29 protein-coding genes are annotated in these 25,965 nt (G+C 70.8%); 21 read left to right on the top strand and 8 right to left on the bottom strand.

Annotated features, from left to right (window positions below; genetic code table 11):
* The first annotated feature begins 94 nt into the window (after positions 1 to 94).
* The 6 genes from ACT80S_RS01810 to ACT80S_RS01835 all read left to right on the top strand — a co-directional run bounded on the left by ACT80S_RS01810 (position 95) and on the right by ACT80S_RS01835 (position 4,913).
* Positions 95 to 1,327 carry an MFS transporter gene (locus tag ACT80S_RS01810; protein ID WP_377411853.1) on the top strand — a complete coding sequence of 411 codons (1,233 nt, stop codon included), beginning with the start codon at positions 95 to 97 and terminating at the stop codon, positions 1,325 to 1,327.
* A gap of 2 nt (positions 1,328 to 1,329) precedes the next feature.
* Positions 1,330 to 1,461 carry a hypothetical protein gene (locus ACT80S_RS01815; RefSeq protein ID WP_377411856.1) on the top strand — a complete coding sequence of 44 codons (132 nt, stop codon included), beginning with the start codon at positions 1,330 to 1,332 and terminating at the stop codon, positions 1,459 to 1,461.
* Between the two features lie 16 nt (positions 1,462 to 1,477).
* Entirely contained in the window at positions 1,478 to 2,020 is a 543-nt protein-coding gene (locus ACT80S_RS01820) for a class I SAM-dependent methyltransferase (RefSeq protein WP_377411858.1), read from the top strand.
* A 90-nt stretch (positions 2,021 to 2,110) separates the two neighbouring features.
* A complete protein-coding gene (gene dapA / locus ACT80S_RS01825; RefSeq protein WP_377411861.1) occupies positions 2,111 to 2,998 on the top strand; it encodes a 4-hydroxy-tetrahydrodipicolinate synthase in 888 nt (295 codons plus the stop codon).
* Positions 2,999 to 3,027: 29 nt separating this feature from the next.
* The gene (gene bamC, locus ACT80S_RS01830; RefSeq protein ID WP_377411863.1) at positions 3,028 to 4,116 is read left to right on the top strand and encodes an outer membrane protein assembly factor BamC; all 1,089 of its coding nucleotides are present in this window, start codon (positions 3,028 to 3,030) and stop codon (positions 4,114 to 4,116) included.
* A gap of 20 nt (positions 4,117 to 4,136) precedes the next feature.
* The gene (locus tag ACT80S_RS01835; protein WP_377411866.1) at positions 4,137 to 4,913 is read left to right on the top strand and encodes an MBL fold metallo-hydrolase; all 777 of its coding nucleotides are present in this window, start codon (positions 4,137 to 4,139) and stop codon (positions 4,911 to 4,913) included.
* A gap of 62 nt (positions 4,914 to 4,975) precedes the next feature.
* Here ACT80S_RS01835 and ACT80S_RS01840 read toward each other — a convergent pair whose 3' ends face one another.
* Entirely contained in the window at positions 4,976 to 5,182 is a 207-nt protein-coding gene (locus ACT80S_RS01840; protein ID WP_377411868.1) for a hypothetical protein, read from the bottom strand.
* Positions 5,183 to 5,321: 139 nt separating this feature from the next.
* Positions 5,322 to 6,473: a JmjC domain-containing protein gene (locus ACT80S_RS01845; protein ID WP_377411871.1), complete on the bottom strand. Its 1,152-nt coding sequence runs from the start codon at positions 6,471 to 6,473 to the stop codon at positions 5,322 to 5,324.
* Between the two features lie 54 nt (positions 6,474 to 6,527).
* Between ACT80S_RS01845 and ACT80S_RS01850 the strand changes: the two genes are divergently transcribed.
* On the top strand, positions 6,528 to 7,046 hold the full coding sequence (locus ACT80S_RS01850) for an FKBP-type peptidyl-prolyl cis-trans isomerase (protein WP_377411874.1): 519 nt from the start codon (positions 6,528 to 6,530) through the stop codon (positions 7,044 to 7,046).
* A 61-nt stretch (positions 7,047 to 7,107) separates the two neighbouring features.
* On the opposite strand, the gene ACT80S_RS01855 is transcribed toward ACT80S_RS01850, so the two are convergent.
* From ACT80S_RS01855 to coaBC, 3 genes are all read right to left on the bottom strand, one after another.
* Complete coding sequence (locus ACT80S_RS01855; protein ID WP_377411876.1) at positions 7,108 to 7,593, bottom strand: glycine zipper 2TM domain-containing protein; 486 nt, start codon at positions 7,591 to 7,593, stop codon at positions 7,108 to 7,110.
* A 111-nt stretch (positions 7,594 to 7,704) separates the two neighbouring features.
* The gene (gene dut / locus ACT80S_RS01860; protein ID WP_377411879.1) at positions 7,705 to 8,151 is read right to left on the bottom strand and encodes a dUTP diphosphatase; all 447 of its coding nucleotides are present in this window, start codon (positions 8,149 to 8,151) and stop codon (positions 7,705 to 7,707) included.
* Positions 8,152 to 8,224: 73 nt separating this feature from the next.
* Positions 8,225 to 9,439: a bifunctional phosphopantothenoylcysteine decarboxylase/phosphopantothenate--cysteine ligase CoaBC gene (coaBC, locus tag ACT80S_RS01865; RefSeq protein WP_377411882.1), complete on the bottom strand. Its 1,215-nt coding sequence runs from the start codon at positions 9,437 to 9,439 to the stop codon at positions 8,225 to 8,227.
* 93 nt (positions 9,440 to 9,532) lie between these two features.
* On the opposite strand from coaBC, the gene ACT80S_RS01870 reads away from it, so the two are divergent.
* Genes ACT80S_RS01870 through ACT80S_RS01895 form a run of 6 tightly spaced genes read left to right on the top strand, consistent with a single transcriptional unit; the run spans position 9,533 to position 15,004 of the window.
* The gene (locus tag ACT80S_RS01870) at positions 9,533 to 11,197 is read left to right on the top strand and encodes a CTP synthase (RefSeq protein WP_377411885.1); all 1,665 of its coding nucleotides are present in this window, start codon (positions 9,533 to 9,535) and stop codon (positions 11,195 to 11,197) included.
* Positions 11,198 to 11,200: 3 nt separating this feature from the next.
* On the top strand, positions 11,201 to 12,058 hold the full coding sequence (gene kdsA / locus ACT80S_RS01875; protein ID WP_377411888.1) for a 3-deoxy-8-phosphooctulonate synthase: 858 nt from the start codon (positions 11,201 to 11,203) through the stop codon (positions 12,056 to 12,058).
* A gap of 43 nt (positions 12,059 to 12,101) precedes the next feature.
* Positions 12,102 to 13,388, top strand: coding sequence for a phosphopyruvate hydratase (eno, locus tag ACT80S_RS01880; RefSeq protein WP_377411891.1), 1,287 nt, complete (start codon positions 12,102 to 12,104; stop codon positions 13,386 to 13,388).
* Positions 13,389 to 13,403: 15 nt separating this feature from the next.
* Entirely contained in the window at positions 13,404 to 13,715 is a 312-nt protein-coding gene (locus ACT80S_RS01885) for a septum formation initiator family protein (RefSeq protein WP_377411893.1), read from the top strand.
* Between the two features lie 9 nt (positions 13,716 to 13,724).
* Positions 13,725 to 14,321: a nicotinamide riboside transporter PnuC gene (gene pnuC / locus ACT80S_RS01890; protein WP_377411895.1), complete on the top strand. Its 597-nt coding sequence runs from the start codon at positions 13,725 to 13,727 to the stop codon at positions 14,319 to 14,321.
* Positions 14,318 to 15,004 carry an AAA family ATPase gene (locus tag ACT80S_RS01895; protein ID WP_377411897.1) on the top strand — a complete coding sequence of 229 codons (687 nt, stop codon included), beginning with the start codon at positions 14,318 to 14,320 and terminating at the stop codon, positions 15,002 to 15,004. The genes pnuC and ACT80S_RS01895 overlap by 4 nt, the downstream gene beginning before the upstream one ends.
* Here ACT80S_RS01895 and hslO read toward each other — a convergent pair.
* The gene (hslO, locus tag ACT80S_RS01900; RefSeq protein WP_377411899.1) at positions 14,988 to 15,965 is read right to left on the bottom strand and encodes an Hsp33 family molecular chaperone HslO; all 978 of its coding nucleotides are present in this window, start codon (positions 15,963 to 15,965) and stop codon (positions 14,988 to 14,990) included. The two genes, ACT80S_RS01895 and hslO, sit on opposite strands and share 17 nt — an antisense overlap.
* 8 nt (positions 15,966 to 15,973) lie before the next feature.
* Positions 15,974 to 16,498 (bottom strand): gamma carbonic anhydrase family protein, encoded by a 525-nt coding sequence (locus tag ACT80S_RS01905; RefSeq protein WP_377411901.1) that lies wholly within the window; start codon positions 16,496 to 16,498, stop codon positions 15,974 to 15,976.
* 105 nt (positions 16,499 to 16,603) lie between these two features.
* Here ACT80S_RS01905 and ACT80S_RS01910 point away from each other — a divergent pair, with 105 nt between their 5' ends.
* Both ACT80S_RS01910 and ACT80S_RS01915 read left to right on the top strand, forming a co-directional pair.
* Positions 16,604 to 17,845 (top strand): EAL and HDOD domain-containing protein, encoded by a 1,242-nt coding sequence (locus tag ACT80S_RS01910; RefSeq protein WP_377411903.1) that lies wholly within the window; start codon positions 16,604 to 16,606, stop codon positions 17,843 to 17,845.
* Positions 17,846 to 17,868: 23 nt separating this feature from the next.
* Positions 17,869 to 18,681 (top strand): ferritin-like domain-containing protein, encoded by an 813-nt coding sequence (locus ACT80S_RS01915; protein WP_377411905.1) that lies wholly within the window; start codon positions 17,869 to 17,871, stop codon positions 18,679 to 18,681.
* Positions 18,682 to 18,723: 42 nt separating this feature from the next.
* On the opposite strand, the gene ACT80S_RS01920 is transcribed toward ACT80S_RS01915, so the two are convergent.
* A complete protein-coding gene (locus ACT80S_RS01920; RefSeq protein ID WP_377411907.1) occupies positions 18,724 to 19,731 on the bottom strand; it encodes an ABC transporter substrate-binding protein in 1,008 nt (335 codons plus the stop codon).
* 205 nt (positions 19,732 to 19,936) lie between these two features.
* On the opposite strand from ACT80S_RS01920, the gene ACT80S_RS01925 reads away from it, so the two are divergent.
* The 6 genes from ACT80S_RS01925 to ACT80S_RS01950 all read left to right on the top strand — a co-directional run bounded on the left by ACT80S_RS01925 (position 19,937) and on the right by ACT80S_RS01950 (position 25,965).
* Complete coding sequence (locus ACT80S_RS01925; protein ID WP_377411910.1) at positions 19,937 to 21,433, top strand: sulfatase-like hydrolase/transferase; 1,497 nt, start codon at positions 19,937 to 19,939, stop codon at positions 21,431 to 21,433.
* Positions 21,434 to 21,478: 45 nt separating this feature from the next.
* Entirely contained in the window at positions 21,479 to 22,261 is a 783-nt protein-coding gene (locus ACT80S_RS01930; RefSeq protein ID WP_377411912.1) for a formylglycine-generating enzyme family protein, read from the top strand.
* Positions 22,262 to 22,282: 21 nt separating this feature from the next.
* Positions 22,283 to 22,933 carry a TetR/AcrR family transcriptional regulator gene (locus ACT80S_RS01935; RefSeq protein ID WP_377411913.1) on the top strand — a complete coding sequence of 217 codons (651 nt, stop codon included), beginning with the start codon at positions 22,283 to 22,285 and terminating at the stop codon, positions 22,931 to 22,933.
* 164 nt (positions 22,934 to 23,097) lie between these two features.
* Positions 23,098 to 23,652, top strand: a complete 555-nt coding sequence (locus tag ACT80S_RS01940; RefSeq protein WP_377411915.1) for a TRAP transporter small permease — start codon at positions 23,098 to 23,100, stop codon at positions 23,650 to 23,652.
* On the top strand, positions 23,649 to 24,929 hold the full coding sequence (locus ACT80S_RS01945) for a TRAP transporter large permease subunit (protein ID WP_377411918.1): 1,281 nt from the start codon (positions 23,649 to 23,651) through the stop codon (positions 24,927 to 24,929). Before ACT80S_RS01940 ends, ACT80S_RS01945 begins: the two co-directional genes overlap by 4 nt.
* Positions 24,930 to 24,957: 28 nt before the next feature.
* Positions 24,958 to 25,965 (top strand): TRAP transporter substrate-binding protein, encoded by a 1,008-nt coding sequence (locus ACT80S_RS01950; RefSeq protein WP_377411920.1) that lies wholly within the window; start codon positions 24,958 to 24,960, stop codon positions 25,963 to 25,965.

Consider the following 25,965-nt stretch of genomic DNA (forward strand, 5'->3'; position numbering starts at 1 on the left):
CAGCCTCGGGGCTGTATGGAACCACAGTCTACCCGACGCACCTGGCGCCCTCACGACAGCGGGGAAGGAGGCGATTGGGTACAGTCGCCCGGTCATGACGTCCTCCCCCCCCAAGCTTTCCATGGTGCAGGTGCTCGCCTGCGGCGCCGCCATCGTCACCCTGTCCATGGGCGTGCGCCACGGCTTCGGCCTGTGGCTGCAGCCGATCACGCAGGCCCAGGGCTGGACGCGCGAGACCTTCGCCTTCGCCCTCGCGGTGCAGAACCTGGCCTGGGGCGTCTTCGGCGTCTTCGCGGGCATGCTGGCCGACCGCTTCGGCGCCTTCCGCGTCATCACCGGCGGCGCCCTCCTGTACGCCGCCGGCCTCCTGGGCATGGCCCTGAGCACCAGCGTCCTGGGCTTCACGCTCACCACCGGCCTCCTGATCGGCGCGGCCCAGGCGGGCACCACCTACGCGGTGATCTATGGCGTGATCGGCCGCCAGGTCGACCCGGCCCGGCGCTCCTGGGCCATGGGCGTGGCGGCCGCCGCCGGCTCCTTCGGCCAGTTCCTCATGGTGCCGACCGAGGGCCTGCTGATCGCCAGCTTCGGCTGGCAACAGGCCCTGATGCTGCTGGCCGCGGCCGTGGTGCTGGCGGTGCCCCTGGCCTTCGGCCTGCGCGAGCCGGGCTTTCGCGGCGGCGCGGCGCCCCGGCGCGACCAGAGCGTGGGCCAGGCCCTGCGCGAGGCCTTCAAGTACCCCAGCTTCCAGCTGCTCACCGCGGGCTACTTCGTCTGCGGCTTCCAGGTGGTATTCATCGGCGTGCACATGCCCAGCTACCTGAAGGACCAAGGCCTCACGCCGCAGGTGGCCAGCTACGCGCTGGCGCTGATCGGCCTGTTCAACGTGTTCGGCACCTACATCGCCGGCTCGCTGGGCCAGCGGCTCGCCAAGCGCAAGATCCTGGCGACCATCTACTTCGGCCGCGCGGTGGCCATCGCCCTGTTCCTGTGGGCGCCGCTGACGCCGATGTCGGTCTACATCTTCTCGGCGGTGATGGGCCTGCTGTGGCTGTCCACCGTGCCGCCCACCAATGCCACCGTGGCCCAGATCTTCGGCGTGGCCCACCTGTCGATGCTGGGGGGCTTCGTGTTCCTCAGCCACCAGTTCGGCTCGTTCATGGGCGTGTGGCTCGGCGGCCTGCTGTACGACCGCACCGGCAGCTACGACATCGTCTGGTACATCGCCATCGCCCTGGGCGTCTTCGCCGCGCTGGTGAACCTGCCGGTGCGCGAGGCGCCCATCGCGCGCCAGCCCCGGCAAGAGACGCAGGCCCAGGCCGCCTGACCATGAAGCCTCGCGCGCGCACCCTGCTGGCCTACGCCGCCGCCCTGGCGGCGCTGGGGGCGGTGTTCGCGCTCTACACCCGGCCCGCGCTGCTGGTCACCCTGGCCGACCAGCTCTGGGCCTGTTTCAACTGATTCCCCCTCCCCTCCCATGCACGGAACCGAAGCCCCCAGCGAGTGGGTGCAGCGCTGGAGCCACCTCGTGCCCGCGGGCGGCGCGGTGCTCGACGTCGCCTGCGGCGCCGGCCGCCACCTGCGCTGGTTCGCGGGGCGGGGCCACCCCGTCACAGGCGTGGACCGCGACCCGGCGGCCCTGGCCGCGGCCCAGGTGGCTGGCGAGCTGCTGCAGGCCGACATCGAGAACGGCCCCTGGCCCTTCGCGGGCCGGCGCTTCGCGGGCGTGGTGGTGACGAACTACCTGTGGCGATCGCTGCTGCCCGCGATCGTGCACAGCGTGGCCGAGGGCGGCGTGCTGGTCTACGAGACCTTCGCCGCCGGCAACGAGACGGTGGGCAAGCCCTCGCGGCCGGATTTCCTGCTGCAGCCGGGGGAGCTGCTGCGGGCCTGCGAGGGCTTGCGGGTGGTGGGCTACGAGGACGGTTTCCTCACCGGGCCCGAGCGGTATGTGCAGCGGGTGGCGGCGGTGCGCCCCCGCCCTGGCGACCTGGGCCGGCCGTTGCGGCTCGCCGGCTGAACGCGTCATCTCCCCGCGGCGACGGCCGGCCCCCCCGCCCTCGCTAGAATGCGCTGTTCCCTTTCACGAGCCCCTCAGACGAGCCCCCAAATGACCCAGATCACAGGCAGCATCGTGGCCCTGGCCACCCCCATGCACGACGACGGCAGCGTGGACTATGCGAGCCTGCGAAAACTGATCGACTGGCACATCGCCGAAGGCACCGACTGCATCGGCGTCGTCGGCACCACCGGCGAGTCGCCCACGGTCAGCGTCGAGGAGCACCGCGAGATCATCCGCGTCTCCGTCGAGCATGCCGCCAGGCGCGTGCCGATCATGGCCGGCTGCGGCGCCAATTCCACGGCCGAGGCCATCGAGCTGGCCAAGTACGCCCGCGAGGTCGGCGCCGACTGCCAGCTGCAGGTCGTCCCCTACTACAACAAGCCCACGCAAGAGGGCCAGTACCTGCACTTCAAGGCCATCGCCGAAGCCACCGGCGACCTGCCGATCGTGCTGTACAACGTCCCCGGCCGCACCGTGGCCGACATGGCCCACGACACCGTGCTGCGCCTGGCCGAAGTGCCCGGCATCGTCGGCATCAAGGAGGCCACCGGCAACATCGAGCGCGCCCAGTGGCTGATCCGCGATGTGCCCCAGGGCTTCGCCGTCTACTCCGGTGACGACCCCACCGCCGTCGCCCTCATGCTGTGCGGCGGCCAGGGCAACGTGAGCGTCACCGCCAACGTCGCCCCTCGCCTGATGCACGAGCTGTGCGTGGCCGCCATCGCCGGCGACCGCAACCGCGCCATGGAGATCCAGCGCCAGCTGATGCCGGTGCACAAGCACCTGTTCTGCGAGGCCAACCCCATCCCCGTGAAGTGGGCCATGGCCCGCATGGGCCTGTGCGGCGGCGCCTTGCGCCTGCCCCTCACGCCGCTGACCCCGGCCAACCACCCCGTGGTCGAGGGCGCGCTGCGCGCCAGCGGCCTGCTCGGTTGAATACGCCCTTTCCCCGAGGAAACCGCTGCATGAAGCACCCCGCACGTCTGGCGCTGCTGGCGCTGTGCGCCCAGCTGGCCGCCTGCTCCAGCCTCCAGAGCGACAAGATCGACTACAAGAGCGCGACCACCGCGCCCTCGCTGCAGGTCCCGCCCGACCTCACGCAACTCGCCCGCGACACCCGTTACTCGGTGGCCGGCGGCGCCGTCACCGCCACCGCGCAGCAGGCCGCCCGCCCGCTGGGCGTGCCCACTGCCGTGTCCAGCGTCGCCGACGTGCGCATCGAGCGCAGCGGCAACCAGCGCTGGCTCGTGGTCAAGCGCCCCGCCGAGCAGATCTACCCCCTGGTGCGCGAGTTCTGGCAGGAGGGCGGCTTCCTCCTCACCCAGGACCAGCCCGAGCTGGGCATCATGGAAACGGACTGGGCCGAGAACCGCGCCAAGATCCCGCAGGACTTCATCCGCGCCACCATCGGCAAGGTGCTGGACTCGCTGTACTCCACCGCCGAGCGTGACCGCTTCCGCACCCGCATCGAGCGGGCCGCCGACGGCAGCACCGAGGTCTACGTGACGCACCGCGGCCTGCAGGAAGTCACCCAGGGCACGCACCCCCAGAACACCACCGGCACGCTGTGGCAGCCCCGTCCGGCCGACCCGGAGCTGGAGACCGAGTTCCTGCGCCGCCTGATGGTCAAGCTGGGCGTGCCGCAGCAGCAGGCCCAGGCCACCGCGCCGGCCGCGCCCGCGCGCGCCACCGCCCGCGTGGCCACTGTGAACAACCAGCCCGTGCTGCAGATAGACGACGCCTTCGACCGCGCCTGGCGCCGCGTCGGCCTGTCGCTGGACCGCACCGGCTTCACCGTGGAAGACCGCAACCGCGCCGAGGGCACCTACTTCGTGCGCTATGTCGAGCCCAACCCCGACCGCCAGCAGGAACGCGGCTTCTTCAGCCGCCTCTTCAGCGGCTCGGAGAAGCCCGCCGCGCCGGCCCGCTACCGCATCGCGGTGCGCAGCCAAGGCGAGGCCACCACCGTGTCGGTGCTGGACGCCAATGGGGCGCCGGTCACCACCCCCGCGGCCCAGCGCATCGTCCAGGTGCTGGCCGACGACCTGAAGTAAGGCCGCCGCCCCCTCCCGCCGTGCTTCGATTCAAGAGCCTGGGCAGCGGCAGCTCGGGCAACGCCACGGTGGTCGAGGCCACCAGTGGCAACGTCACCACCCGGCTGCTCGTCGACTGCGGCCTGGGCATCCGCCGGCTGGACCGGGCCCTGGCGGAGGCCGGCCTCGCGGCCGCCGACCTCGACGCGATCTTCGTCACCCACGAGCATTCCGACCACATCGGCTGCGCCCGGGCGCTGGCCCTGCGCGAGCGGCTGCCAGTCCACATGAGCGCCGGCACCCATGCCGGCTTGCGCGAACGCGACTTCGACGGCCTGCTGCGGGTGGCCGCCGACGGCCAGGCCATCGACCTCGGGGCGCTGCGGGTCATGCCCTTCGACGTGCCGCACGACGCGCGCGAGCCGCTGCAGCTGCATTGCACCGATGGCGACGCGCGCCTGGGCATACTGACCGACCTGGGCCATGTGACCGCGCATGTACTGGCCCACCTCGCAGGCTGCGGCTCGCTGCTGCTCGAGTGCAATCATGACGCGCAGATGCTGGCCAGCGGCCCCTACCCCTGGTTCCTCAAGCGCCGGGTGGGCGGGGACTGGGGCCACCTGGCGAACGCGGCGGCGGCCGAGGCGGCCCGCACGCTGCAGGCGCGGGGCCTGCGCCAGGTCGTGGCAGCGCACCTGAGCGAGAAGAACAACACCCCCGACCTCGCCCGCACCGCGCTGGCGGAGGCCCTGGGGGCTGCGCCGCAGGACATCCACGTGGCGACAGCCTCCGCGGGCTGCGCGTGGCTGCGGGCCTGAGCGCCCAATAAAAAAGCCGCCCCGAAGGGCGGCTTTCGTTCTTTCAAGAACCGGAGAACCGATTACTTGGAAGCGGCGCTGGCGGCCGGGGCAGCAGCGGAAGCGGCAGCAGCGGCGGCGGCGGAAGCGGCGCCAGCAGCGGCGTCGGCAGCGGGGGCGGCCGGGGCGGCGGCGGGAGCGGGAGCCGGGGCCGGAGCCTCTTCCTTCTTGCCGCAGGCGGCCAGGGCGAAGGCGGCGATCACGGAGGCCAGGACGAGCGATTTCTTCATTTCAGGTTCCTTTTATGGGGGTGGACAATTTTCCGGAAAACTGCCCGTGAAGCAGCCGCTCCACGGACTGAAGAACAAGAAGGACTCGAGCTCTTCCTGCTCAACCCAACATTATAGGCACATCGAACCCGAGACTTAATTACTTGGTCGCCGTCAATCCGGACGACCGAGCATCTTCGTGCAGCCAGCCGGCTTCGCACCAGGCCAGGAGCAGGTCGATGGCCGCCTCGCTGGCGCCCGCCAGGTCGCGCGCATCGAGGGCGCGGCGGTCGGCCAGGCGGCGCATCAGGGTGGCGTCGCGCCCGCCGGCGCGCCAGCTCTCGCCATTCAGGTAGATGTGGCGCGCGTCATAGACCATGCGCGATCGCGCGTCCAGGCGCACTGCCCGCAGGCGGCGCGGCGCGCGCTGCGACTCGAACCAGACGTTCGCCTTGGGCTCGGTGAGGTACTCGCCCAGGGCGCGCTCGAGAGCGTCGGGCGTGCGCAGCGCGCGGGCCAGCGCGTCGCGCGCGAAGTCGACGAGCCCGTCGGGCATGGCACCGGGGCTCGCCGTGGCGGCCTGGCGCGGGTCGCGGTAGATCGCCTCGCCCACCTCCTCGGCGGCCTCCTCGGCGATGCGTTGCAGCAGTTCGCGCGCCAGCTCGCCGCGCGCCGGCGAGCGAAAGCCGATGGAGTAGGTCTGGCACTCGCCCTCGGCGATGCCGTCGTGCGCGTAGCGCGGAGGCAGGTACAGCATGTCGCCCGGCTCCAGCACGTATTCGGCCTCGGGCTCGAAGTTGGCGAGGATCTTCAGCGGCACGCCCTCCTGCAGGGTGAAGTCCTCCTGGCGGCCGATGCGCCAGCGGCGGCGGCCGTGGGCCTGCAGCAGGAACACGTCGTAGCTGTCGAAGTGGGGGCCGACGCCGCCGCCATCGGTGGCGTGGCTGATCATGAGGTCGTCCAGCCGCGCCTCCGGCACGAAGCGGAACTGCTGCATCAGCGCATGCACGCCGGCATCATGCAGGTCCATGCCCTGCACCAGCAGGGTCCAGCCGGGACGCTTGCGCGGCGGGATGCCGCGCCCCTCGAACGGGCCGCGCCGCATGCGCCAGCGCCCGCCGCCGAGCTGCTCCACGAGGCGCGACTCCACCTCCTCCTGCCCGGCCAGCTCGAACAGGCGCTCGCGCGGCACCAGCGCCTGGAAGCCGGGGATGGCGCCGCGCACCAGCAGGGGCTTCTTCTGCCAGTGGCGCTTCATGAACTGCGAGGGCGTGAGGCCGCCCAGGAGGGCGAGGGGCTGGTCGATCTGCATGCGGGAGGTGGGCGCGAGCGAGGCGCGAGGGGTGCGAACTGCGACAATTCTCCTATGGAAATTTCGAACCAATGCGTCGTCGCCCTCACGTGGACCCTCAAGGACACGCTGGGCGACACGCTCGACACGCTCGAGGCCCCGGTGGAGTTCCTGGTGGGCGGCGACGACCTGCTCGCCAAGATCGAGGAGGCCCTGCAGGGCCATGAGGTGGGCGACCGGCTCGACCTGCACCTCGAGCCCGAGGAGGCCTTCGGCGACTACGACGAGAACCTGGTGTTCCTCGAGGCGCGAGCCCTCTTCCCCGAGCAGCTCGAGGAGGGCATGACCTTCGAGGAGCTGCCCACGGGCGCCACGTCGCAGGGCCCGGCCAGCGCGCTGTACACCGTCACCGAGATCTACCCGGAGCACGTGGTGCTGGACGCCAACCACCCCCTGGCCGGCATCGCCCTGCGGCTGTCCCTCAAGGTCGAGGGCGTGCGCGAGGCGACCGAGGAGGAGGTGGGCCGCGGCAGCGCGGGCACCGGCTTCTTCCGCGTGCAGCCCCAGGCGCCGGGCAGCGACAGCATCCACTGAGGCCCGGGCCGCGGCCCGCAGCCTCTGCCTCCCGGCCGGCCGCCCGGTCAGGGCCAGCAGATCAGGACCGGTAGATCACGTTGTTCTCGATGCGCACCCGGTCGCCCACGCGCAGGTCGCCGGTGGCCTGAACCTCGTAGACGCGGGAGACGCCCTGGTCGGTCTGCACCGTGATGCGGTAGGCCGGCCCGCTGGTGGCCGCGCCCGCCGGGGCGCCGCGGCCGACCTGGCTGCCCGCCGCCGCTCCCGCCACCCCGCCCAGGACGGTCGCGGCATCACGGCCCGAGCCGCCGCCGATCTGGTGGCCCAGGACGGCGCCGGCAACGCCGCCGACCACCGCGCCGACCACGTTGGGGCCGCGCGCCGCGGCGGGCGTGCCCGGGGGGAGGTACTCGATGCTCGTGACCCGCCCCCACTCCAGCGAGGCGGGCGCGGTGCCGGCCTGCGGGTAGGCGGCCGTCTGCGCCGTGCCCGTGGTGGGGTACTGGGCGCAGGCCGCCAGCAAGGCCAGGCCGGCGGCGGCGAGGATGCGGAGGATGGGTCGCATGGCAGTCTCCTGGGAGCGTCCGGGGAGCGGACGCCGGCGATTGCATCGCCGGCATGCGCCGGGGCGCGTAGGAGACCCGCGACGGCGGCCGTCAGAGGCCGTGACGGGTTCTCAGGCCTTGCCCGTCGAGCCGTAGCCGCCCTCCCCGCGCTCGGTGGCGGGGAACTCGGTGACCACGTTGAACTGCGCCTGCACCACCGGCACGATGACCAGCTGCGCCAGGCGCTCCAGGGGCTGGAGCGTGAATTCGACCGGGCTGCGGTTCCAGCAGCTGACCATTAGCTGGCCCTGGTAGTCGCTGTCGATCAGGCCGACCAGGTTGCCCAGCACGATGCCGTGCTTGTGGCCCAGGCCCGAGCGCGGGAGGATCATCGCGGCGTAGCCCGGGTCCTTGAGCCACATGGCCAGGCCGGTGGGCACCAGCTGCCAGGCGTTGGGCGCCAGGGTCAGCGGCGCGTCGATGCAGGCGCGCAGGTCCAGGCCGGCGCTGCCGGGCGTGGCGTAGGTGGGCATCTGGTCCACCAGGCGGGGATCCAGGATCTTGACGTCGACTTGCATGGGTTCAGGCGTTCAGGGGGCGGGGCATGGCGCGTACGCCGAGGCGGGAGCGCCGCAGGGAAACGGGGCGGGGTCAGGCCGCCATCCGCCGGGCGATCTCGGCCACCAGCTGGCGCGCCAGGGTGAGCTTGTCCGCGGGCGGGAGTTCGTGGGTGCCGGCGGCGTCGACCAGCAGCAGCTGGTTGTCGTCGCGGCCGAAGGTGGCGGGGCCGATGTTGCCCACCAGCAGCGGCACGCCCTTGCGGGCGCGCTTGGCCTGGGCGTTGGCCACCAGGTCGTGGCTCTCCGCGGCGAAGCCGACGCAGAACAGCGCGCCGCTGCGGGCCCGCTCGCCCTGGGCGATGCCGGCGAGGATGTCGGGGTTCTCGATGAACTCCAGCGGCGGCGGCAGGCCGGAGCCGTCCTTCTTGATCTTGCGCTCGCTGGCGGCGGCGGGGCGCCAGTCGGCCACCGCGGCGGTGGCCACGAAGAGGTCGGCCGACTGCGCGGGCGCCTGGCAGGCGGCCTGCATCTCCAGCGCCGACTGCACGTCGACGCGGGCCACGCCGCGCGGCGTGGCCAGGCTCACCGGGCCGGCCACCAGGGTGACCTCGGCGCCGGCCTCGCGGGCGGCGCGGGCGATGGCGAACCCCATCTTGCCCGAGCTGCGGTTGGTGATGCCGCGCACCGGGTCCAGCGCCTCGAAGGTGGGGCCGGCGGTGACCAGCACGCGCTTGCCCGAAAGCAGCTTGGGCTGGAAGAAGGCGATGACGTCCTCGAGCAGTTCGGCCGGCTCGAGCATGCGGCCGTCACCGGTCTCGCCGCAGGCCTGGAAGCCGGTGCCCACGCCGAGCACGTGTGCGCCGTCGGCGACGAGCTGGGCGAGGTTGCGCTGGGTCGCGGGGTGGGCCCACATCTCGCGGTTCATGGCCGGGGCCACCAGCAGCGGCACGGTCTCGATCGGGCGGGCCAGGCACATCAGCGAGAGCAGGTCGTCGGCCCGGCCATGCAGCAGCTTGGCGATGAAATCGGCGCTGGCGGGGGCGATGAGGATGGCGTCGGCCTCGCGCGAGAGGTTGATGTGGGCCATGTTGTTGGCCTCGCGCGCGTCCCACTGCGAGTCGTAGACCGGGCGGTTGGACAGGGCCTGCATCGTCACCGGGGTGATGAACTGGCCGGCGGCCTCGGTCATCACCACCTGCACGGTGGCGCCTTCCTTGATCAGGGCCCGGCACAGCTCGGCGGCCTTGTAGCAGGCGATGCCCCCGGTGAGGCCCAGGACGAAGTGTTTGCCGGCCAGGTCGTTCATGGCGGGCAAGTGTAGCCGCCGGGCCGGGCCGGCTCGGCGGCTGCCTATAATCTCGCTTTACCACCTCCCCGGAAGCACGGCCTTCCGACCGACATGACCAAATTTGTCTTCGTCACCGGCGGTGTGGTGTCTTCCCTGGGCAAGGGAATCGCCTCAGCCTCCCTCGCCGCGATCCTGGAGTCGCGCGGCCTCAAGGTTACTCTCATCAAGCTGGATCCCTACATCAACGTGGATCCGGGCACCATGTCCCCCTTCCAGCACGGCGAAGTGTTCGTCACCGACGACGGCGCCGAGACCGACCTGGACCTGGGCCACTACGAGCGCTTCGTCACCACCCGCATGGGCAAGGTGAACAACTTCACCACCGGCCGCATCTACCAGAGCGTGCTGGAGAAGGAGCGCCGCGGCGACTACCTGGGCAAGACCGTGCAGGTGATCCCGCACGTGACCAACGAGATCCAGGAATTCATCAAGCGCGGCGCCCGCATGGACACGCCCGAGGCGGCCGATGTCGCCATCGTGGAAATCGGCGGCACGGTGGGTGACATCGAGTCCCTCCCCTTCCTGGAGGCGGTGCGCCAGATGTCCCTGCGCATGGGCCCGAACAACACGGCCTTCGTGCACCTGACCTACGTGCCCTGGATCGCCGCTGCTGGCGAGCTCAAGACCAAGCCCACCCAGCACACGGTGCAGAAGCTGCGCGAGATCGGCATCCAGGCCGACGCCCTCCTGTGCCGCGCCGACCGCGCCATCCCCGATGACGAGCGCGCCAAGATCTCGCTGTTCACCAACGTCGCCGAATGGGGCGTGATCTCCATGTGGGACGTGAACACGATCTACAAGGTGCCGCGCATGCTGCACGAGCAGGGCCTGGACGGCCTGATCTGCGACAAGCTGCGCCTGAACACGCCGCCCGCCAGCCTCAAGCGCTGGGACGACCTGGTGTATGAGACCGAGCACCCGCAGGGCGAGGTGCACATCGCCATGGTCGGCAAGTACGTGGACCTGTCGGACAGCTACAAGTCGCTGAACGAGGCCCTGCGCCACGCCGGCATGAAGAACCATGTGCGGGTGAAGATCGACTACGTCGACTCCGAGACCATCACCTCCGAGACCGCCTCGCAGCTGGCCAAGTACGACGCCGTGCTGGTGCCCGGCGGCTTCGGCAAGCGCGGCACGGAAGGCAAGATCAACGCCGCCCGCTTCGCCCGCGAGAACAAGGTCCCCTACCTGGGCATCTGCCTGGGCATGCAGGTCGCCACCATCGAGTACGCCCGCCACGTGGCCGGCCTGAAGGACGCCAACTCCACCGAGTTCGAGCCGCAGTGCCCGCACCCCGTGATCGCCCTGATCACCGAGTGGAAGGACGCCGACGGCAGCATCAAGACCCGCAGCGAGAACTCCGACCTCGGCGGCACCATGCGCCTGGGCGCGCAGAGCTCCGACGTGGCCAAGGGCACGCTGGCGCACAAGATCTACGGCGACGTGGTCACCGAGCGCCATCGCCACCGCTACGAGGCCAACGTGGCCTACCTGGACCAGCTGCGCAAGGCCGGCCTGGTGATCTCCGCGCTGACCCAGCGCGAGCAGCTCACCGAGATCGTCGAGCTGCCGCAGGACGTGCACCCCTGGTACATGGGCGTGCAGTTCCACCCCGAGTTCAAGTCCACCCCCTGGGACGGCCACCCGCTGTTCAACGCCTACATCAAGGCGGCGGTGGATCACCAGAAGACCGGCAAATTGAAGGCAGTGGCTTAAACCATGAAACTCTGCGGCTTCGACATCGGGCTGGACAAGCCCTTCTTCCTGATCGCCGGCCCCTGCGTGGTCGAGAGCGAACAGCTCCAGATGGATGTGGCCGGCCAGCTCAAGGAGATCACCTCCGCGCTGGGCATCCCCTTCATCTTCAAGAGCAGCTACGACAAGGCCAACCGCTCTTCGGGCACGAGCTTCCGCGGCCCGGGCATGTCGCGCGGCCTGGAGATCCTGGCCAAGGTGAAGAAGGAGCTCGACGTTCCCATCATCACCGACGTCCACACCGAGGCCGAGATCCCCGAGGTGGCGAAGGTGGTCGACGTGCTGCAGACCCCCGCCTTCCTGTGCCGCCAGACCGACTTCATCCGCGCCGTGGCGCAGTCGGGCAAGCCGGTGAACATCAAGAAGGGCCAGTTCCTCGCCCCGCACGACATGAAGAACGTGATCGACAAGGCACGCGCCGCAGCCCGCGAGGCCGGCCTGCCCGAGGACAGCTTCATGGCCTGCGAACGCGGCGCCAGCTTCGGCTACAACAACCTGGTCTCGGACATGCGCTCCCTGGCCATCATGCGCGAGACCGGCGCCCCGGTGGTGTTCGACGCCACCCACTCGGTGCAGCTGCCCGGCGGCCAGGGCACCAGCTCCGGCGGCCAGCGCGAGATGGTGCCGGTGCTCTCGCGCGCGGCGGTGGCCGTGGGCGTGGCCGGCCTGTTCATGGAGACCCACCCCGACCCGTCCAACGCCCTGTCGGACGGCCCGAACGCCGTGCCCCTGAAGCACATGAAGGCCCTGCTCGAGACCCTGGTCGCCCTGGATACGGTGACCAAGAAGAACGGCTTCCTCGAGGCGCAGTTCAACGCCTGAACCCGGACGCCAGCCCCCTTTCCAACTTTTCGGAGATCTTCCTGTGAGTGCAATCGTTGATATCGTCGGCCGTGAAATCCTCGACTCGCGCGGCAACCCCACCGTCGAATGCGACGTGCTGCTGGAGTCCGGCACCATGGGCCGCGCCGCGGTCCCCTCGGGCGCCTCGACCGGCTCGCGCGAGGCCATCGAGCTGCGTGACGGCGACAAGTCCCGCTACCTGGGCAAGGGCGTGCTGAAGGCCGTCGAACATATCAACACCGAGATCTCCGAAGCCGTGCTGGGCCTGGACGCCTCCGAGCAGGCCTTCCTGGACAAGACCCTGATCGACCTGGACGGCACCGAGAACAAGAGCCGCCTGGGCGCCAACGCCATGCTGGCCGTCTCCATGGCCGTGGCCCGCGCCGCCGCCGAGGAATCCGGCCTGCCCCTGTACCGCTACTTCGGCGGCATGGGCGCCAACCAGCTGCCGGTGCCGATGATGAACATCATCAACGGCGGCGCGCACGCCAACAACTCCCTGGACCTGCAGGAACTCATGATCATCCCCGTGGGCGCGCCGTCGTTCCGCGAGGCCCTGCGCTGGGGCGCCGAGGTGTTCCACGCCCTCAAGAAGATCCTGCATGACAAGGGCATCAGCACCGCCGTGGGCGACGAGGGCGGCTTCGCCCCCAGCGTCGAGAACCACGAGGCCGCGATCAAGCTGATCCTGGAAGCCATCGACAAGGCCGGCTACACCGCCGGCGAGCAGATCGCCCTGGCCCTGGACTGCGCCGCCAGCGAGTTCTACAAGGACGGCAAGTACGTGCTGGAAGGCGAAGGCGGCATCTCGCTGAGCGCCGAGCAGTGGACCGACATGCTGGCCACCTGGTGCGACAAGTACCCCATCATCTCCATCGAGGACGGCATGGCCGAAGGCGACTGGGACGGCTGGAAGCACCTGACCGAGCGCCTGGGCAAGAACGTGCAGCTGGTGGGCGACGACCTGTTCGTCACCAACACCAAGATCCTGAAGGAAGGCATCGAGAAGGGCATCGGCAACTCGATCCTGATCAAGATCAACCAGATCGGCACTCTGACCGAGACCTTCGCCGCCATCGAGATGGCCAAGCGCGCCGGCTACACCGCCGTGATCTCGCACCGCTCGGGCGAGACCGAGGACAGCACCATCTCCGACATCGCGGTGGGCCTGAACGCCGGCCAGATCAAGACCGGTTCCCTGTCCCGTTCGGACCGCATGGCCAAGTACAACCAGCTGCTTCGCATCGAGGAAGACCTGGGCGACGTCGCCAGCTACCCCGGCCGCGCCGCGTTCTACAACCTGCGCTGAAGCCCCTGAGCGCCCATGTCGCCCCGCGTGGTCACCGGCCTGCTGCTCGCCCTGCTGCTCGTGCTGCACGCGCAGCTGTGGTTCGGCCGAGGCAGCGTGTCCAGCGTCGGCGACATGCAGCGCAAGCTCGATGCCCAGAAGGCCGCCAACGTGGCGGCACAGCAGGCCAACGAGCGCATGGCCTCCGAGGTGCGTGACCTCAAGGAGGGCCTGGAGATGGTCGAGGAAAAGGCCCGCCTGGAGCTCGGCATGGTCAAGCCCAACGAGGTCTTCGTGCAGGTCACGTCCGCGGCCTCCGCGGCCCGGCCGGCCCCGGCGGGCAAGTAGCCGCCGGCGATGCCCGAGTTCCTGTTCGCCGAGGCCTTCGTCCTCGGCGGCTCCCCCACCACCTGGCTCGAGATCGCCGCCGTCGCGATCTCGCTGCTCATGGTGTGGTGCAACATCCGCGAGATCCACTGGGGCTGGCCGCTGGCCATGGTGGCCTCGGGCCTGTACTTCGCGATCTTCTGGCGCAGCCTGCTCTATGGCGAGGCCGGGCTGCAGGTGGTCTTCATCGTCGTCGCGGCCTGGGGCTGGCGGCAGTGGCTGCGCGGCGGCGCCGGCGAGCTGCACGTGACGCGCCTGTCCCCGCGGGGCCGGGCGCTGGCCCTGGCGGCCTGCGCCGCGCTGTGGCCGCTCACCGCCCTCTTCCTCGACCGCCTGACCGACAGCGACGTGCCCTGGTGGGATGCCTTCCCGACCGCCCTCAGCCTGGTCGCCCAGTACCTCCTGGGCCGCAAGATCCTGGAGAACTGGACCGGCTGGGCCGTGGTCAACCTGGCCAGCGTCGCCCTGTTCCTGCACAAGGGGCTGTGGCTCACCGTGGCCCTCTACACCGTCTTCATCGTCCTGAGCGTCGCCGGCTGGCGCGCCTGGCGCCGGCAGCTGCCGTGACCGCGGCCGCCCCCGCCTCCCGCGCGACGCCCCTGCGCATCGCCCTGCTCGGCGCCGAGAGCACCGGCAAGAGCACGCTGGCGCGGGCCATGGCCGGCCGCCTCGAAGAGCGGGGCCACCGCGTCGCCGTGGTCGACGAGGTGCTGCGCGAATGGTGCGCCCGCGAGGGCCGCACGCCGCGGCCCGAGGAGCAGATGCCGATCGCGCAGGAGCAGGAGCGCCGCGTCGAGGCGGCCTGCGCGGGCGCCGACATCGTCATCGCCGACACCACCGCGCTGGTGGTGGCGATCTACAGCGGCATGCTGTTCAGGGACCGGGGGATCTACCCCTACGCCCTGGAGCGCCAGCGTACCTTCCACCTCACCCTGCTCACCGGCCTGGACCTGCCCTGGGTGGCCGACGGCCTGCAGCGGGACGGCCCGCACTCGCGCGAGCCCATGGACGCCCTGCTGCGCGAGGCCCTTGCGCTGGCGCAGGTGGACTGGCGGGTGGTCTACGGCGCCGGCGAGCAGCGCACGCTCAACGCGCTGCAGGCGCTGGCCGAGGTCGCGCCCTGGGCCTGGCAGGCCGAGGCGGACCCGGCGGACATCGAGCGCTGGTCACGCCTGCGGGCCACCTGCGAGAAATGCGGTGACGCCAGCTGCGAGCACCGCCTCTTCACCGGCCTCACTGGACGGACGTAGTCACCGGCGGCTGGTCGCCGGGCGAGGTGAACAGCCTGGCCGCGTCGACCGGGTCGAAGCGGTACTGGCTTCCGCAGAAGTCGCACCCGACCTCGATCTCGCCGCGCTCGGCGAGGATGGACTCGGCCTCCTCGCGGCCCAGGCCGCGGATCATGCCGGCCACGCGCTCGCGGCTGCAGGTGCAGGCGAACTGCGGCCGCTGCGCCGGGAAGCGCAGCAGGCTCTCCTCCCAGAACAGGCGGCGCAGGATGGTGTCCACGTCCAGCTCCAGCAGCTCCTGGCGGGTCAGGCTGGCGGCCAGCGTGGCGATGCGGTTGAAGTCCTCGTGCTGGCCGATGGCGTCCTCGTTGGCGCGGGAGACCATCGAGCCGGCCAGGTTGCCCTCGCCCTCGATCGGCAGGCGCTGGATCAACAGGCCCGCCGCCACCTTCTCGTCGGCCGCCAGGATCAGGCGGGTGTCCAGCTGCTCGGACTGCAGCATGTAGTGCTCCAGCACCTCGGACAGGCGCTCGATCTTCTCGCGCCGGTCGCCATGCAGCGGCACCACGCCCTGGTACGGCTGCTGGCCGGGGAACTTGTCCTTGGGGTCCAGGGTGATCGCGCAGCGGCCCTGGTTGCGCACGTTGACCAGGTCGGACAGGCGCGCGTCCATCGGCACCTCGCCCACCACCTTGGCGGTGGCGCGCAGCGACAGGTCGGGCTGGACCTCGACCACGGCCAGCTTGACCGGGCCGTCGCCGAAGACCTGCAGCACCAGGGCGCCGTTGAACTTGATGTTGGACTGCATGAGGGCGCCGGCCGCGGCCATCTCCCCCATCATCTCGGCGACGGCGCGCGGCCAGGGGCCGGTGGCGGTGTTGGCCTCGCGCCGCTGCAGGACCTCCTGCCAGGCGTCGGTCAGGCGCACGATGATCCCGCGCACCGGCAGGCCGTCGAACAGGAACTTGTGGAGTTCGCTCAAGCCGGGCCTCACGCGATCTTCTTGAGGCCCTGGGCGAAGCGCCGGGCGTTCGCCACATAGCCCTCGGCGCTGGCCGCCAGCTTGCGGGCGGCCTCGTCGTCGAGGGTGCGCACCACCTTGGCGGGGCTGCCCAGGATCAGGGAGTTGTCGGGGAATTCCTTGCCCTCGGTGACCACGCTGCCGGCGCCGACGATGCTGTTGCGGCCGATCTTCGCGCCGTTGAGGATCACCGTCTGGATGCCGATCAGGCTGCCGTCGCCGATGGTGCAGCCATGCAGCATGACCTGGTGGCCCACCGTGACGTTCTCGCCGATGGTGAGGGGCTTGCCGTGGTCGGTGTGCAGCACCGAGCCGTCCTGCACGTTGGAGTTGCGGCCGATGCGGATCGGGTCGTTGTCGCCGCGGACCACCGCGCCGAACCAGACGCTGGCGTTCTCGCCCAGTTCCACCGCGCCGATCACCTGGGCGCTGTCCGCCACCCAGGCGCCTGCGCCGAGCGTGGGGGTCTTTCCGTCGAGTTCGTAAATGGCCATGGGGATGTTCTTGCGTCGAAAAGAGGCATTGTAGGGAGCGTGTTCCGCGCCTGCCCGGGGCCGGGGGGTGACCACAATGGTCCGCCAGCGAACGAATCGCCCCCCATGACCCCGCCCGCCCACGACACCGCCATCGCCGCCACCGCCTTCGCCCGCCTGCCGATCCTCGACGGCAAACGCGCCATCGTCGGCTGGGAGCTGGTGGACAACGGCGGCGGCGCCGAAGGGCCCGCGCGCGACGCCGACCTGCTGCTGCAGGCCCTGGCCCTGCAGGAGCAGGGCGCCCTGGGCAGCGGCGAGCGGCGCCGCCTGCTGTTCGTGCGCTGCGACGCCCGCACCGTGGCCGGCGGCCACCTGGAAGCGATGGACCCGCAGCAGGCGGTGATCGAGGTGGCCCTGCCGCCCCAGCCGGAACCCGGCCTGGTCGACGAGGTCGCCCGCAACCTGGCCGTGCTGCGCGCGCTGGGCCTGCGCTTCGCCTTCCCGCACGAGGCGCTGGCCTCGCACTGGAAGGACTGGCTGGCCCATGCCAGCTACCTGAAGATCGACGTCGCGCGGCTGCCGCCCGCGGCGCTGCCGGCGCTGGTGAAGGTGGCCCGCACCCGGCCGCAGCTGCAGCTGATCGCCGGCGGTATCACCCGCCCCGAGCAGCAGGCCGAGGCCGCCGCCCTGGGCCTGGACTGGTTCCAGGGCCGCTGGTTCACCGAGCCCGTCTGGGTGCGCAGCCAGGTGATGCGGCCGAGCCAGGCCATGATCCTGGAGATGATCGGCCTGATCCAGCGCGGCGCCGAGGTCCCCCACATCGAGGCACTCCTCAAGCGCGACCCGGCGCTGTCGTTCAACCTGCTTCGCTTCATCAACAGCTCGGGCTTCGGCCTGTCCTGCGAGATCACCTCCTTCGCCCACGCGGTGATGATCCTGGGCATGGACCGCCTGCTTCGCTGGGCCTGCCTGCTGGTGGCCGGCGCCCACGCCGGCGCCGCGCCCGCCATCGGCCAGACCGCCGTCGTGCGCGGGCGGCTGATGGAGCTGCTCGCCGACGAACTCCTGCCCCCCGAGCAGTGCGACCATGCCTTCGTCGCCGGCGTGTTCTCCCTGCTCGACGCCATGACCGGCGTGCCCCTGCCGCGCGCGCTGGACGACCTCCCGCTGCCCGACGCGGTGCGCGACGTGCTGCTGTCCCGGCACGGCGTGCTCGCCCCCTTCCTCGAGCTGGCCCAGGCCTGCGAGGCGGCCGACGACGCCGCCTTCGCCCGCGCCGCCGGCACCCTGCAGCTGTCCAGCCACCAGGTGAACATGGCCCACCTCGAGGCCCTGGCCTGGGCCGAGGAACTGCTGGCGGCCTGACGCCCTCGGGCATGATCGGGGGCATGGACGAACTGCGGTCCCTGGCCCTCGCGGCCCTCCTCCAACCCGACCCCGCGGCCAAGGCCGAGGCGGCGTGCGCGCTGCACGGGCGCGCCGCGTCGCTGCCCCTGGCCGAGACCCTGCCCGCCGTCGAGGGCCTGCTGCCGGGCCGCCCGCCGCGGCCGGTGCTGGTGCACCCGGCGAAGGTGCCGCGGCGCTCGCCGTCCCGGCCCGAGGGGCTGGCGGCGCTGCTGCATGCCATCGCCCACATCGAGTTCAACGCCATCAACCTCGCGCTCGACGCGGCCTGGCGCTTCACCGGCATGCCCCGGGCCTTCCACGAGGACTGGCTGCGCGTGGCCGCCGAGGAGGCCATGCATTTCGGCCTGGTGCGCGACCTGCTCGCCGGCCTCGGCCATGCCTACGGCGACTTCCCGGCGCACGACAACCTCTGGGCGATGTGCACCCGCACCCAGGAGGACATCGTCGCGCGCATGGCCCTGGTGCCGCGCACCCTGGAAGCCCGCGGCCTGGACGCCACGCCCCAGATCCAGGACAAGCTGCGCGCGGTGGGCTCGCCCATGGCCCTGCGCGCGGTCGAAGTGCTGGACATCATCCTGCGCGACGAGGTCGGCCACGTGGCGATCGGCAACCACTGGTACCGGTGGCTGTGCGCGCGCGAGGGCCTGGAGCCGGTGGCCCACTACCCGGTGCTGGTCGAGAAGTACGCGGCGCCGCGCCTGTACCCGCCGTTCAACAAGGCGGCGCGGCGGCGCGCCGGCTTCAGCGACGAGGAACTCGACTTCCTCGAGGCTGCTCCCGGAGAGGCTCGCTGACAGGCTCCCGCCGGCGCGCCGGCCCGGGCGGGAGCGCCGCGGTCAGCGCGAGGCCGCGTCGTAGTAGCGCGGCTCGTAGTAGGAGGACACCGGCTGCATCTGGCGGCGGGGCTGGCCGTACTTCTCGCGCAGGGCCACCGTCGTGCGGGTGCCGGCCTCGTCCAGGCGGCCCTGGCGCTGGAACCCGGTGACGGGGTGCAGCAGGATGTCGTAGGCGCGCTCGGCGGACGCCATCGTCGAATTGGGCACGTTGGCGAGGAACAGCTTCAGCGCGGCGTCCTTGTTGCGGCGGTCGTAGAGCCAGTCCAGCGCCTGCCGGTAGCCGCGGATGTAGCCCGTCACCGCCTGCGGGTTCTGCTGCGCCCAGCTGCGGCGCACGCCGCCGACCAGGCCCTGGTAGCTGCCCAGGGCGGCGGAGGCGTCGGCCAGCACGCGCAGGCCCTGGGCCTGGGCCATCACCTCGAACGGCGAGATCAGCATGGTCGCCGCGTGCTTGCCGGCCACGAGCTGCTCGTAGCGTTGCAGCACGCCGCCGGCTGGCACGGTGCGGTAGTCGCGATTGAGCACCAGCCCGTTGCGCTCCAGGATCTCCAGCAGCACGAAGGCGTAGCCGGTGGTGAGCGCGTCGACCGAGACCTCCTTGCCGCGCAGGTCGGCGATCGAGCCCACGGAGGACTGGGCCGTCAGGCGCAGGAAGCCGTTGTCCCCGCCCATGATGGCCACCAGGTCGCTGCCGTCGGCGCCGGGCGCGCCCTGGCCCTCGCGGTAGGCGATCAGGTTGTCGATCGCGGTCACGGCGATGTCGAAGTCGCCCTTGATCAGGCCGGTGAGCTGGAAGGTGGAATTCGGCGTGGGCGTGAGCTTCACGTCGACCCCGTTGCGGGCAAAGAAGCCCTGGGACTGCCCGACCCACAGCGGCCAGTTGAAGCCGCCGGGGAAGACGATGACCTTGAGTTCGCGCGGCGGCTGGGGTGCCGTCGCCTGCATGGGCGCGCAGGCCGCCGCCAGCCACGCCGCCGCCAGCAGCGCCAGCGCCTTGAGGATTCGCATGCTTGTCTCCTGTCGTTGGAAGGGTCGTGGGCCGCGAGGGGCCCGCGCCATGCTAGCCAGCGCCCCGGGCGCCGTCGCGCGCCCCGCCGGAAAACTGTTTTCCCCCAGCCCCGGCCCCGCCCCCTCCTGGCCGTGGAAGATTTACCTCGCGTACACATCCACCGCTTGCTCTCGATACTTTCATTGGACATCATCGGGCTCACCGATGAACCCGAACAACAAGCTGCGGGCCGCCCTGCGCGCCGCCCTCCTGTTCGCCGGCACCTACCTGCTGCTCGCCATCGCCAGCGCCGCGCGATGGCTGCAGCGGCACTTCGGCACGGTCGACATCGACCAGTTCCTGTTCCACCTCCAGCAACGCAGCGCCGGCCTGCTCTCGGGCGACACCACCCTGGTGCGCAGCGCCCTGCGCAACATCGTCGCCGCGCCGGTGGCCTACGCCGCCCTCGCTATCGCGCTCGCCTGGGCCCTGGGCCGCTGGCGGCGCACCGCGCCGGCCGTGCGCCGCCTGCTCGCGCTCTGGCGCCATCCGCTCGGCCAGGCCGGCGCGTTCTGCATGGTCACCGCCTGGGCGGGGCTGTCCACCCTGGCCTGGCACCCGCAGGACCTCGAGCGCCGCGACTGGATCGCCGAACTCCACCGCCCGCCGGAGCGCCTGGTGGCGCCGGCGCGCAAGCCCAACCTGCTGCTGGTCTACGCGGAGTCGCTGGAGGCCACCTACGACACGCCGGCCTTCCCCGAGCGGCTGCTGGCGCCGCTGGAGCTGCCCGGGTTCGGCGGGCACAGCATCTCGTTCGGCGACTTCCAGCAGGCCGCGGGCACCGGCTGGACGATCGCGGGCATCGTCGCCTCGCAGTGCGGCCTGCCCCTCAAGCCCCTGGGCTTCATGGGCCGCAACGACCTGGGCGAGGCCGCCCCCGCCTTCCTGCCCGGGGCCGACTGCCTGGGCGACGTGCTGGCGCGCCACGGCTGGCACAACGTCTTCCTCAATGGCGGCTCGCTCGCCTTCGCCGGCAAGGGGCGGTTCCTCTGGAACCATGGCTACCACGCCGCCTTCGGCCTCGAGGACTGGCAACAGCTCGCGCCGCACGCCCACACCAATGCCTGGGGCCTCGACGACGACGACCTGTTCACGCAGGCCCTCGGCCAGCTGCGCGCCCTGGTCGCGGCCGGGAAGCCCTTCAACCTCACGCTGCTCACGGTGGGCATGCACCCCCCGCGCGGCTTCCTCGCGCCCAGCTGCCCCGGCGTCCATGGCGACATGCGCGACGCGGTGGCCTGCACCGCCCGCCTGCTCGCCGGCTTCCTCGAGGACGCGCGGCGCGAGGGCCTGCTGCGCGACACCCTCGTCGTGGTCATGGGCGACCACCTGGGCATGCACAGCGAGCTCTCGCCGCGCCTGCAGCAGGCCCGCCACCGGCGCATCTACAACCGGATGTTCAACGCGCCGGCGCTGGCCCCCAACCGCGACGCCATCAACCACTTCGACATGCTGCCCACGGTGCTCACCGCGCTGGGCTTCGACCTCGGCGGCGGCCGCTTCGCACTCGGCTGCGCCGCCCTCGGGCCGGTGGACTGCCAGTCGCTCACGCAGGACCTGCAGGCCGACGCCAAGTTGCGCATGCGTTCGGCCTTCTACGAGGCGCTGTGGGGCCTGCCGGACGGCCGCGGCGCCGCCGTGGCGATCCACCCCGAGCCGTGAGGTCATGTCCATGCCGCTAGATTGGCGGCCATGGCCCTTCCTCGCTTGACCCCCTCCCCTGCGGCCCTCGGGCCGCTGGCCCGCCTCGCGGTCACCCTGGCCGTCGCGGCGCTCCTGGCGCCCGCCGCGGGCCGCGCCTCGCCCGGCACCGAGACCCCGATGCAACGCATCGGCGATCGTTTCGAGATCGACCGCACCGAGGTCACGATCGGCCAGTTCCGCCGGTTCGCTCAGGCCACCGGCTTCACGAGCCAGGCCGAGCGCGCCGGCGGCGGCAGCACCTTCGAGGGCGGCTGGGTCCAGCGCCCGGGCTGGACCTGGCGCGCGCCCTACGGCAGCCCCGGCGACGACCGCGAGCCCGCGGTGCACCTGACCTTCGACGAGGCGCGCGCCTTCTGCCGGTGGGCCGGCAAGCGCCTGCCCACCGACGCCGAGTGGATGGAGGCGGCCTACACCGAGCGCCGCGCGCAACCCGCGCCCGGATTCGTCGCCGGCCGCACCTACCCCTACCCCACCGGCGATTCGCCGCAGGGCGCCAACTGCGCCGAAGGCTGCGGCGACCCGCCCACGGTGCTCGCGCAGCCCCGCCAGGCCACCTCGCGCGGGCGCGGCCACGCTCTGGCCGGCAGCACCCGAGCCGGGGTCAACGGCCTGCACGAAATGGCGGCCAATGTCTGGGAATGGACCGACGACGGCAGCGCCTCGCCCGAGCGCCCCACCCGCGGCGGCTCCTGGTGGTACGGGCCGGCGCAGATGCACCGGGAGCACCTGCAGTCCAAGCCGCGCGGCACCGCCGTGGTCTACATCGGCTTGCGCTGCGCGCGCTGAGAAGCGCATACACTCCGCGGAATGAACCGAACGGTACATTCCGCCAAGCCCCCCGGCCGGACCAACGACCCGGAGCGCACGCGGGCCGACATCGTCGAGGTGGCCACGCGGGAGTTCTCGGAGAAGGGCCTGGCCGGCGCCCGCATCGACGACATCGCCGAGGCCATGCGCACCAGCAAGCGCATGATCTACTACTACTTCGGCAGCAAGGAGGGCCTGTACCTCGCGGTGCTCGAGGACGTGTACGCACGCATGCGGCACATCGAGAGCGAGCTGCACCTCGAGGACCTCCCGCCCGAAGGCGCCTTGCGCAAGCTGGTCGGCTTCACCGTCGACTACCAGCTGGCCCACCCCGAGTTCATCCGCCTCGTCATGAACGAGAACATGCTGCGCGGCGAATACCTGCGCCAGAGCAAGATCATCCAGCGCCTGAACGTGCCGGCGATCGAGGGCCTGCGCGACGTCCTGGACCGCGGCCAGCGCGAAGGCGTGTTCCGCGCCGGCATCGACCCGGTGGAACTGCACGCGGCGATCAGCGCGCTGTCCGTGTTCAACGTGGCCAACCGCCACACCTTCGCCCTCCTGTTCGACCGCGACCTCGACACCGCCGCCTCGGTCGTGGCGCGCCGGGACAACATCGTCGAGATGATCGTGCGCTTCGTGCGCAAGTAGGCCGCGCGCCTGCCGCAGCCCGGGACCGCGGACACGGCCTTGCGGATTACGGGTTTTCCCTCATCCCTCAAAACTAACCGGTTCGTACATTACCGGCTGGCCGCCGGATCCCCCCGTGGCCGGAATGCCGCCATCCCGAGCGGAGCCAGGAGACGCGAGAGAGCATGCTCAATTCCCTGATCGACAAATACTGTCGCCTGCTCGGCGTGGCCATGGTGGCCTGCCTGGCTGTCATGGTGGCGCTGGTGTTCGGCAACGTCGTGTTGCGCTACGCCTTCAATTCGGGCATTTCCCTGTCCGACGAACTCTCGCGGTGGCTGTTCGTGTGGATGACGTTCATGGGCGCCGTGGTCGCCCTGCACGAGCACAGCCACCTGGGCACCGACTTCCTGGTCGCCCGCCTGCCCGTCTGGGGCAAGAAGCTGTGCCTGGGCCTGGGCCAGTGCCTGATGCTGTTCGTGACCTGGCTCCTGTTCAAGGGCGCGCTGGACCAGGTGCGCATCAACCTGGAAACCACCAGCGCGGTGATGGAGGCGCCCGTGGCCTGGTTCTATGGCTGCGGGGTGCTGTTCGCGGTCTCCGCCGCCGTGGTGCTGGTGCTGGACCTGTGGCGCCTGCTCACCGGCCAGGTCGCCGACAAGGACCTCATCGCCATCCGTGAATCCGAGGAGGAGGGCCTCGAGGAATTCGCCCCCGAGGCCCTGGAGAAAAAACAATGACCATCGCCGTCTTCCTCGGCGCCCTCCTGGGCACCATGGCCCTGGGCATCCCGATCGCCTTCGCGCTGCTGCTCACGGGCGCCGCCCTGATGTGGCACCTGGACATGTTCGACGCGCAGATCCTGGCGCAGAACGTCATCAACGGCGCCGACAGCTTCCCGCTGCTGGCCGTCCCCTTCTTCATGCTCGCCGGCGAGGTCATGAGCGTGGGCGGCCTGTCGCGCCGCATCATCAACCTGGCCATGGCCCTGGTGGGCCATATCAAGGGCGGCCTGGGCTATGTGGTGATCATCGCCGCCTGCCTGCTGTCCGCGCTGTCCGGTTCCGCCGTGGCCGACGCCGCGGCGCTCACGGCGCTGCTGCTGCCGATGATGAACGCCGCCGGCCACGACAAGACCCGCTCCACCGGCCTGATCGCCGCGTCCGCGGTGATCGGCCCGATCATCCCGCCCTCGATCGGCTTCGTGATTTTCGGCGTGGCCGCCAACGTTTCCATCTCCAAGCTGTTCCTGGCCGGCATCTTCCCGGGCCTGTGCCTGGCGCTGGCACTGTGGGTCACCTGGTGGTGGATGGTGCGCAAGGAGGACGTCACCGCCCCGCCGCGCAAGTCGGGCGCCGAGGTGATGTCGGCGCTCAAGGAGTCCACCTGGGCGCTGGTGCTGCCGGTGATCGTGGTGGCCGGCCTGAAGTTCGGCGTGTTCACGCCGACCGAGGCCGCGGTCGTCGCCGCCGTCTACGCGCTGCTGGTGTCCACCCTGGTCTACCGCGAGCTGGGCCTGAAGGACCTGTACCGCGTGTTCCTGGCCGCGGCCAAGACCACCGCCGTCGTGATGTTCCTGGTGGCCGCCGCCATGGTGTCGGCCTGGCTGATCACGGTGGCCCAGCTGCCGGCCCAGATCGTGGCGCTGCTGCAGCCCTTCATGGACAACCCCAAGCTGCTGATGCTGGCCATCATGATCCTCACGATGATCGTGGGCACCGCGCTGGACATGACGCCCACCATCCTGATGCTGACCCCGGTGCTGATGCCCGTGGTCAAGGCCGCCGGCATCGACCCGGTCTACTTCGGCGTGGTGTTCATCATCAACAACTCCATCGGCCTGGTCACCCCGCCGGTGGGCACCATCCTGAACACCGTCGCCGGCGTCGGCAAGGTGTCGATGGACCAGGTGACCAAGGGCGTCGTGCCCTTCATGGTCGCCCAGTTCGCCATCCTGTTCCTGATGATCCTGTTCCCCGAGATCGTCACCGTCCCCGCCCGTTGGCTCGCCAACTGATTCCCGTTCCCCGAGATCCAGACATCCCATGAAGCGCTTCTTCATCAAGACCCTCGTCGCTGCAGCCACCCTCGCCGTCGCCGGCGGCGCCCTCGCGCAGGACATCAAGGACCGCACCATCAAGCTCGGGCAGCAGAACCCCAAGGGCCACCCCCTGGTGATGGGCGCCGAGAAGTTCGCCGAGATCGTGGCGGCCAGGTCGGGCGGCAAGATCAAGGTCAACCTGTTCCCCGGCGGCGTGCTGGGCGGCGACGCGCAGACCGTCTCCGCCGTTCAGGGCGGCACCGTCGAAATGACCGTGCTGAACTCGGGCATCCTGGCATCGCAGGTCAAGGACTTCGAGATCTACGACTTCCCCTTCCTGTTCGCCAGCCCGCGTGAGGCCGACGCCGTGGTCGACGGCGCCTTCGGCCAGAAGCTGCACGCCAAGCTCGCCGACAAGAACATCGTCGGCCTGGCCTACTGGGAGCTGGGCTTCCGCCAGCTGACCAACTCCAAGCGCCCGATCAACAAGGTCGAGGACATCGAGGGCCTGAAGCTGCGCGTGATCCCCAACGCCATCAACCTGGACTGGGTCAAGGCCCTGGGCGCCAACCCGACCCCGCTGGCCTTCCCCGAGCTGTACGCCGCCCTGGAGCAGAAGGCCGTCGACGGCCAGGAGAACCCGGTCTCGGTGATCCTGGCGAACAAGTTCGCCGAAGTGCAGAAGCACCTGGCCCTGACCAACCACCAGTACAACCCGCAGTCGGTCATCATCTCCAAGAAGTTCTGGGACACCCTCTCGGCCGCCGAGAAGAAGATCCTCCAGGACGCCGCCGTCGAAGCCGGCGCGTTCCAGCGCAAGACCTCGCGCGACCTCGCCGCCGCCCAGCTGGCCGACCTGAGGAAGGCCGGCATGCAGGTCACCGAACTGCCCGCCGCCGAAGTGGCCAAGCTGCGTGACAAGATGAAGCCGGTGATCGACAAGCACTCGGCCTCCGTGGGCGCCGCCGTGGTGCAGGAAGTCCAGGCCGAACTGGCCAAGCTGCGCAAGTGA

This window comes from Ramlibacter sp. MAHUQ-53 (assembly GCF_052600055.1).

What these genes read in the sequence shown, in the direction of transcription:
- ACT80S_RS01810 (WP_377411853.1), top strand. Translation starts at nt 95, where the DNA reads ATGACGTCCTCCCCCCCCAAGCTTTCCATGGTGCAGGTGCTCGCCTGC.
- ACT80S_RS01815 (WP_377411856.1), top strand. Translation starts at nt 1,330, where the DNA reads ATGAAGCCTCGCGCGCGCACCCTGCTGGCCTACGCCGCCGCCCTGGCG.
- ACT80S_RS01820 (WP_377411858.1), top strand. Translation starts at nt 1,478, where the DNA reads ATGCACGGAACCGAAGCCCCCAGCGAGTGGGTGCAGCGCTGGAGCCAC.
- dapA (WP_377411861.1), top strand. Translation starts at nt 2,111, where the DNA reads ATGACCCAGATCACAGGCAGCATCGTGGCCCTGGCCACCCCCATGCAC.
- bamC (WP_377411863.1), top strand. Translation starts at nt 3,028, where the DNA reads ATGAAGCACCCCGCACGTCTGGCGCTGCTGGCGCTGTGCGCCCAGCTG.
- ACT80S_RS01840 (WP_377411868.1), bottom strand. Translation starts at nt 5,182, where the DNA reads ATGAAGAAATCGCTCGTCCTGGCCTCCGTGATCGCCGCCTTCGCCCTG.
- ACT80S_RS01845 (WP_377411871.1), bottom strand. Translation starts at nt 6,473, where the DNA reads ATGCAGATCGACCAGCCCCTCGCCCTCCTGGGCGGCCTCACGCCCTCG.
- ACT80S_RS01850 (WP_377411874.1), top strand. Translation starts at nt 6,528, where the DNA reads ATGGAAATTTCGAACCAATGCGTCGTCGCCCTCACGTGGACCCTCAAG.
- ACT80S_RS01855 (WP_377411876.1), bottom strand. Translation starts at nt 7,593, where the DNA reads ATGCGACCCATCCTCCGCATCCTCGCCGCCGCCGGCCTGGCCTTGCTG.
- dut (WP_377411879.1), bottom strand. Translation starts at nt 8,151, where the DNA reads ATGCAAGTCGACGTCAAGATCCTGGATCCCCGCCTGGTGGACCAGATG.
- coaBC (WP_377411882.1), bottom strand. Translation starts at nt 9,439, where the DNA reads ATGAACGACCTGGCCGGCAAACACTTCGTCCTGGGCCTCACCGGGGGC.
- ACT80S_RS01870 (WP_377411885.1), top strand. Translation starts at nt 9,533, where the DNA reads ATGACCAAATTTGTCTTCGTCACCGGCGGTGTGGTGTCTTCCCTGGGC.
- kdsA (WP_377411888.1), top strand. Translation starts at nt 11,201, where the DNA reads ATGAAACTCTGCGGCTTCGACATCGGGCTGGACAAGCCCTTCTTCCTG.
- ACT80S_RS01885 (WP_377411893.1), top strand. Translation starts at nt 13,404, where the DNA reads ATGTCGCCCCGCGTGGTCACCGGCCTGCTGCTCGCCCTGCTGCTCGTG.
- pnuC (WP_377411895.1), top strand. Translation starts at nt 13,725, where the DNA reads ATGCCCGAGTTCCTGTTCGCCGAGGCCTTCGTCCTCGGCGGCTCCCCC.
- ACT80S_RS01905 (WP_377411901.1), bottom strand. Translation starts at nt 16,498, where the DNA reads ATGGCCATTTACGAACTCGACGGAAAGACCCCCACGCTCGGCGCAGGC.
- ACT80S_RS01910 (WP_377411903.1), top strand. Translation starts at nt 16,604, where the DNA reads ATGACCCCGCCCGCCCACGACACCGCCATCGCCGCCACCGCCTTCGCC.
- ACT80S_RS01915 (WP_377411905.1), top strand. Translation starts at nt 17,869, where the DNA reads ATGGACGAACTGCGGTCCCTGGCCCTCGCGGCCCTCCTCCAACCCGAC.
- ACT80S_RS01920 (WP_377411907.1), bottom strand. Translation starts at nt 19,731, where the DNA reads ATGCGAATCCTCAAGGCGCTGGCGCTGCTGGCGGCGGCGTGGCTGGCG.
- ACT80S_RS01925 (WP_377411910.1), top strand. Translation starts at nt 19,937, where the DNA reads ATGAACCCGAACAACAAGCTGCGGGCCGCCCTGCGCGCCGCCCTCCTG.
- ACT80S_RS01935 (WP_377411913.1), top strand. Translation starts at nt 22,283, where the DNA reads ATGAACCGAACGGTACATTCCGCCAAGCCCCCCGGCCGGACCAACGAC.
- ACT80S_RS01940 (WP_377411915.1), top strand. Translation starts at nt 23,098, where the DNA reads ATGCTCAATTCCCTGATCGACAAATACTGTCGCCTGCTCGGCGTGGCC.
- ACT80S_RS01945 (WP_377411918.1), top strand. Translation starts at nt 23,649, where the DNA reads ATGACCATCGCCGTCTTCCTCGGCGCCCTCCTGGGCACCATGGCCCTG.
- ACT80S_RS01950 (WP_377411920.1), top strand. Translation starts at nt 24,958, where the DNA reads ATGAAGCGCTTCTTCATCAAGACCCTCGTCGCTGCAGCCACCCTCGCC.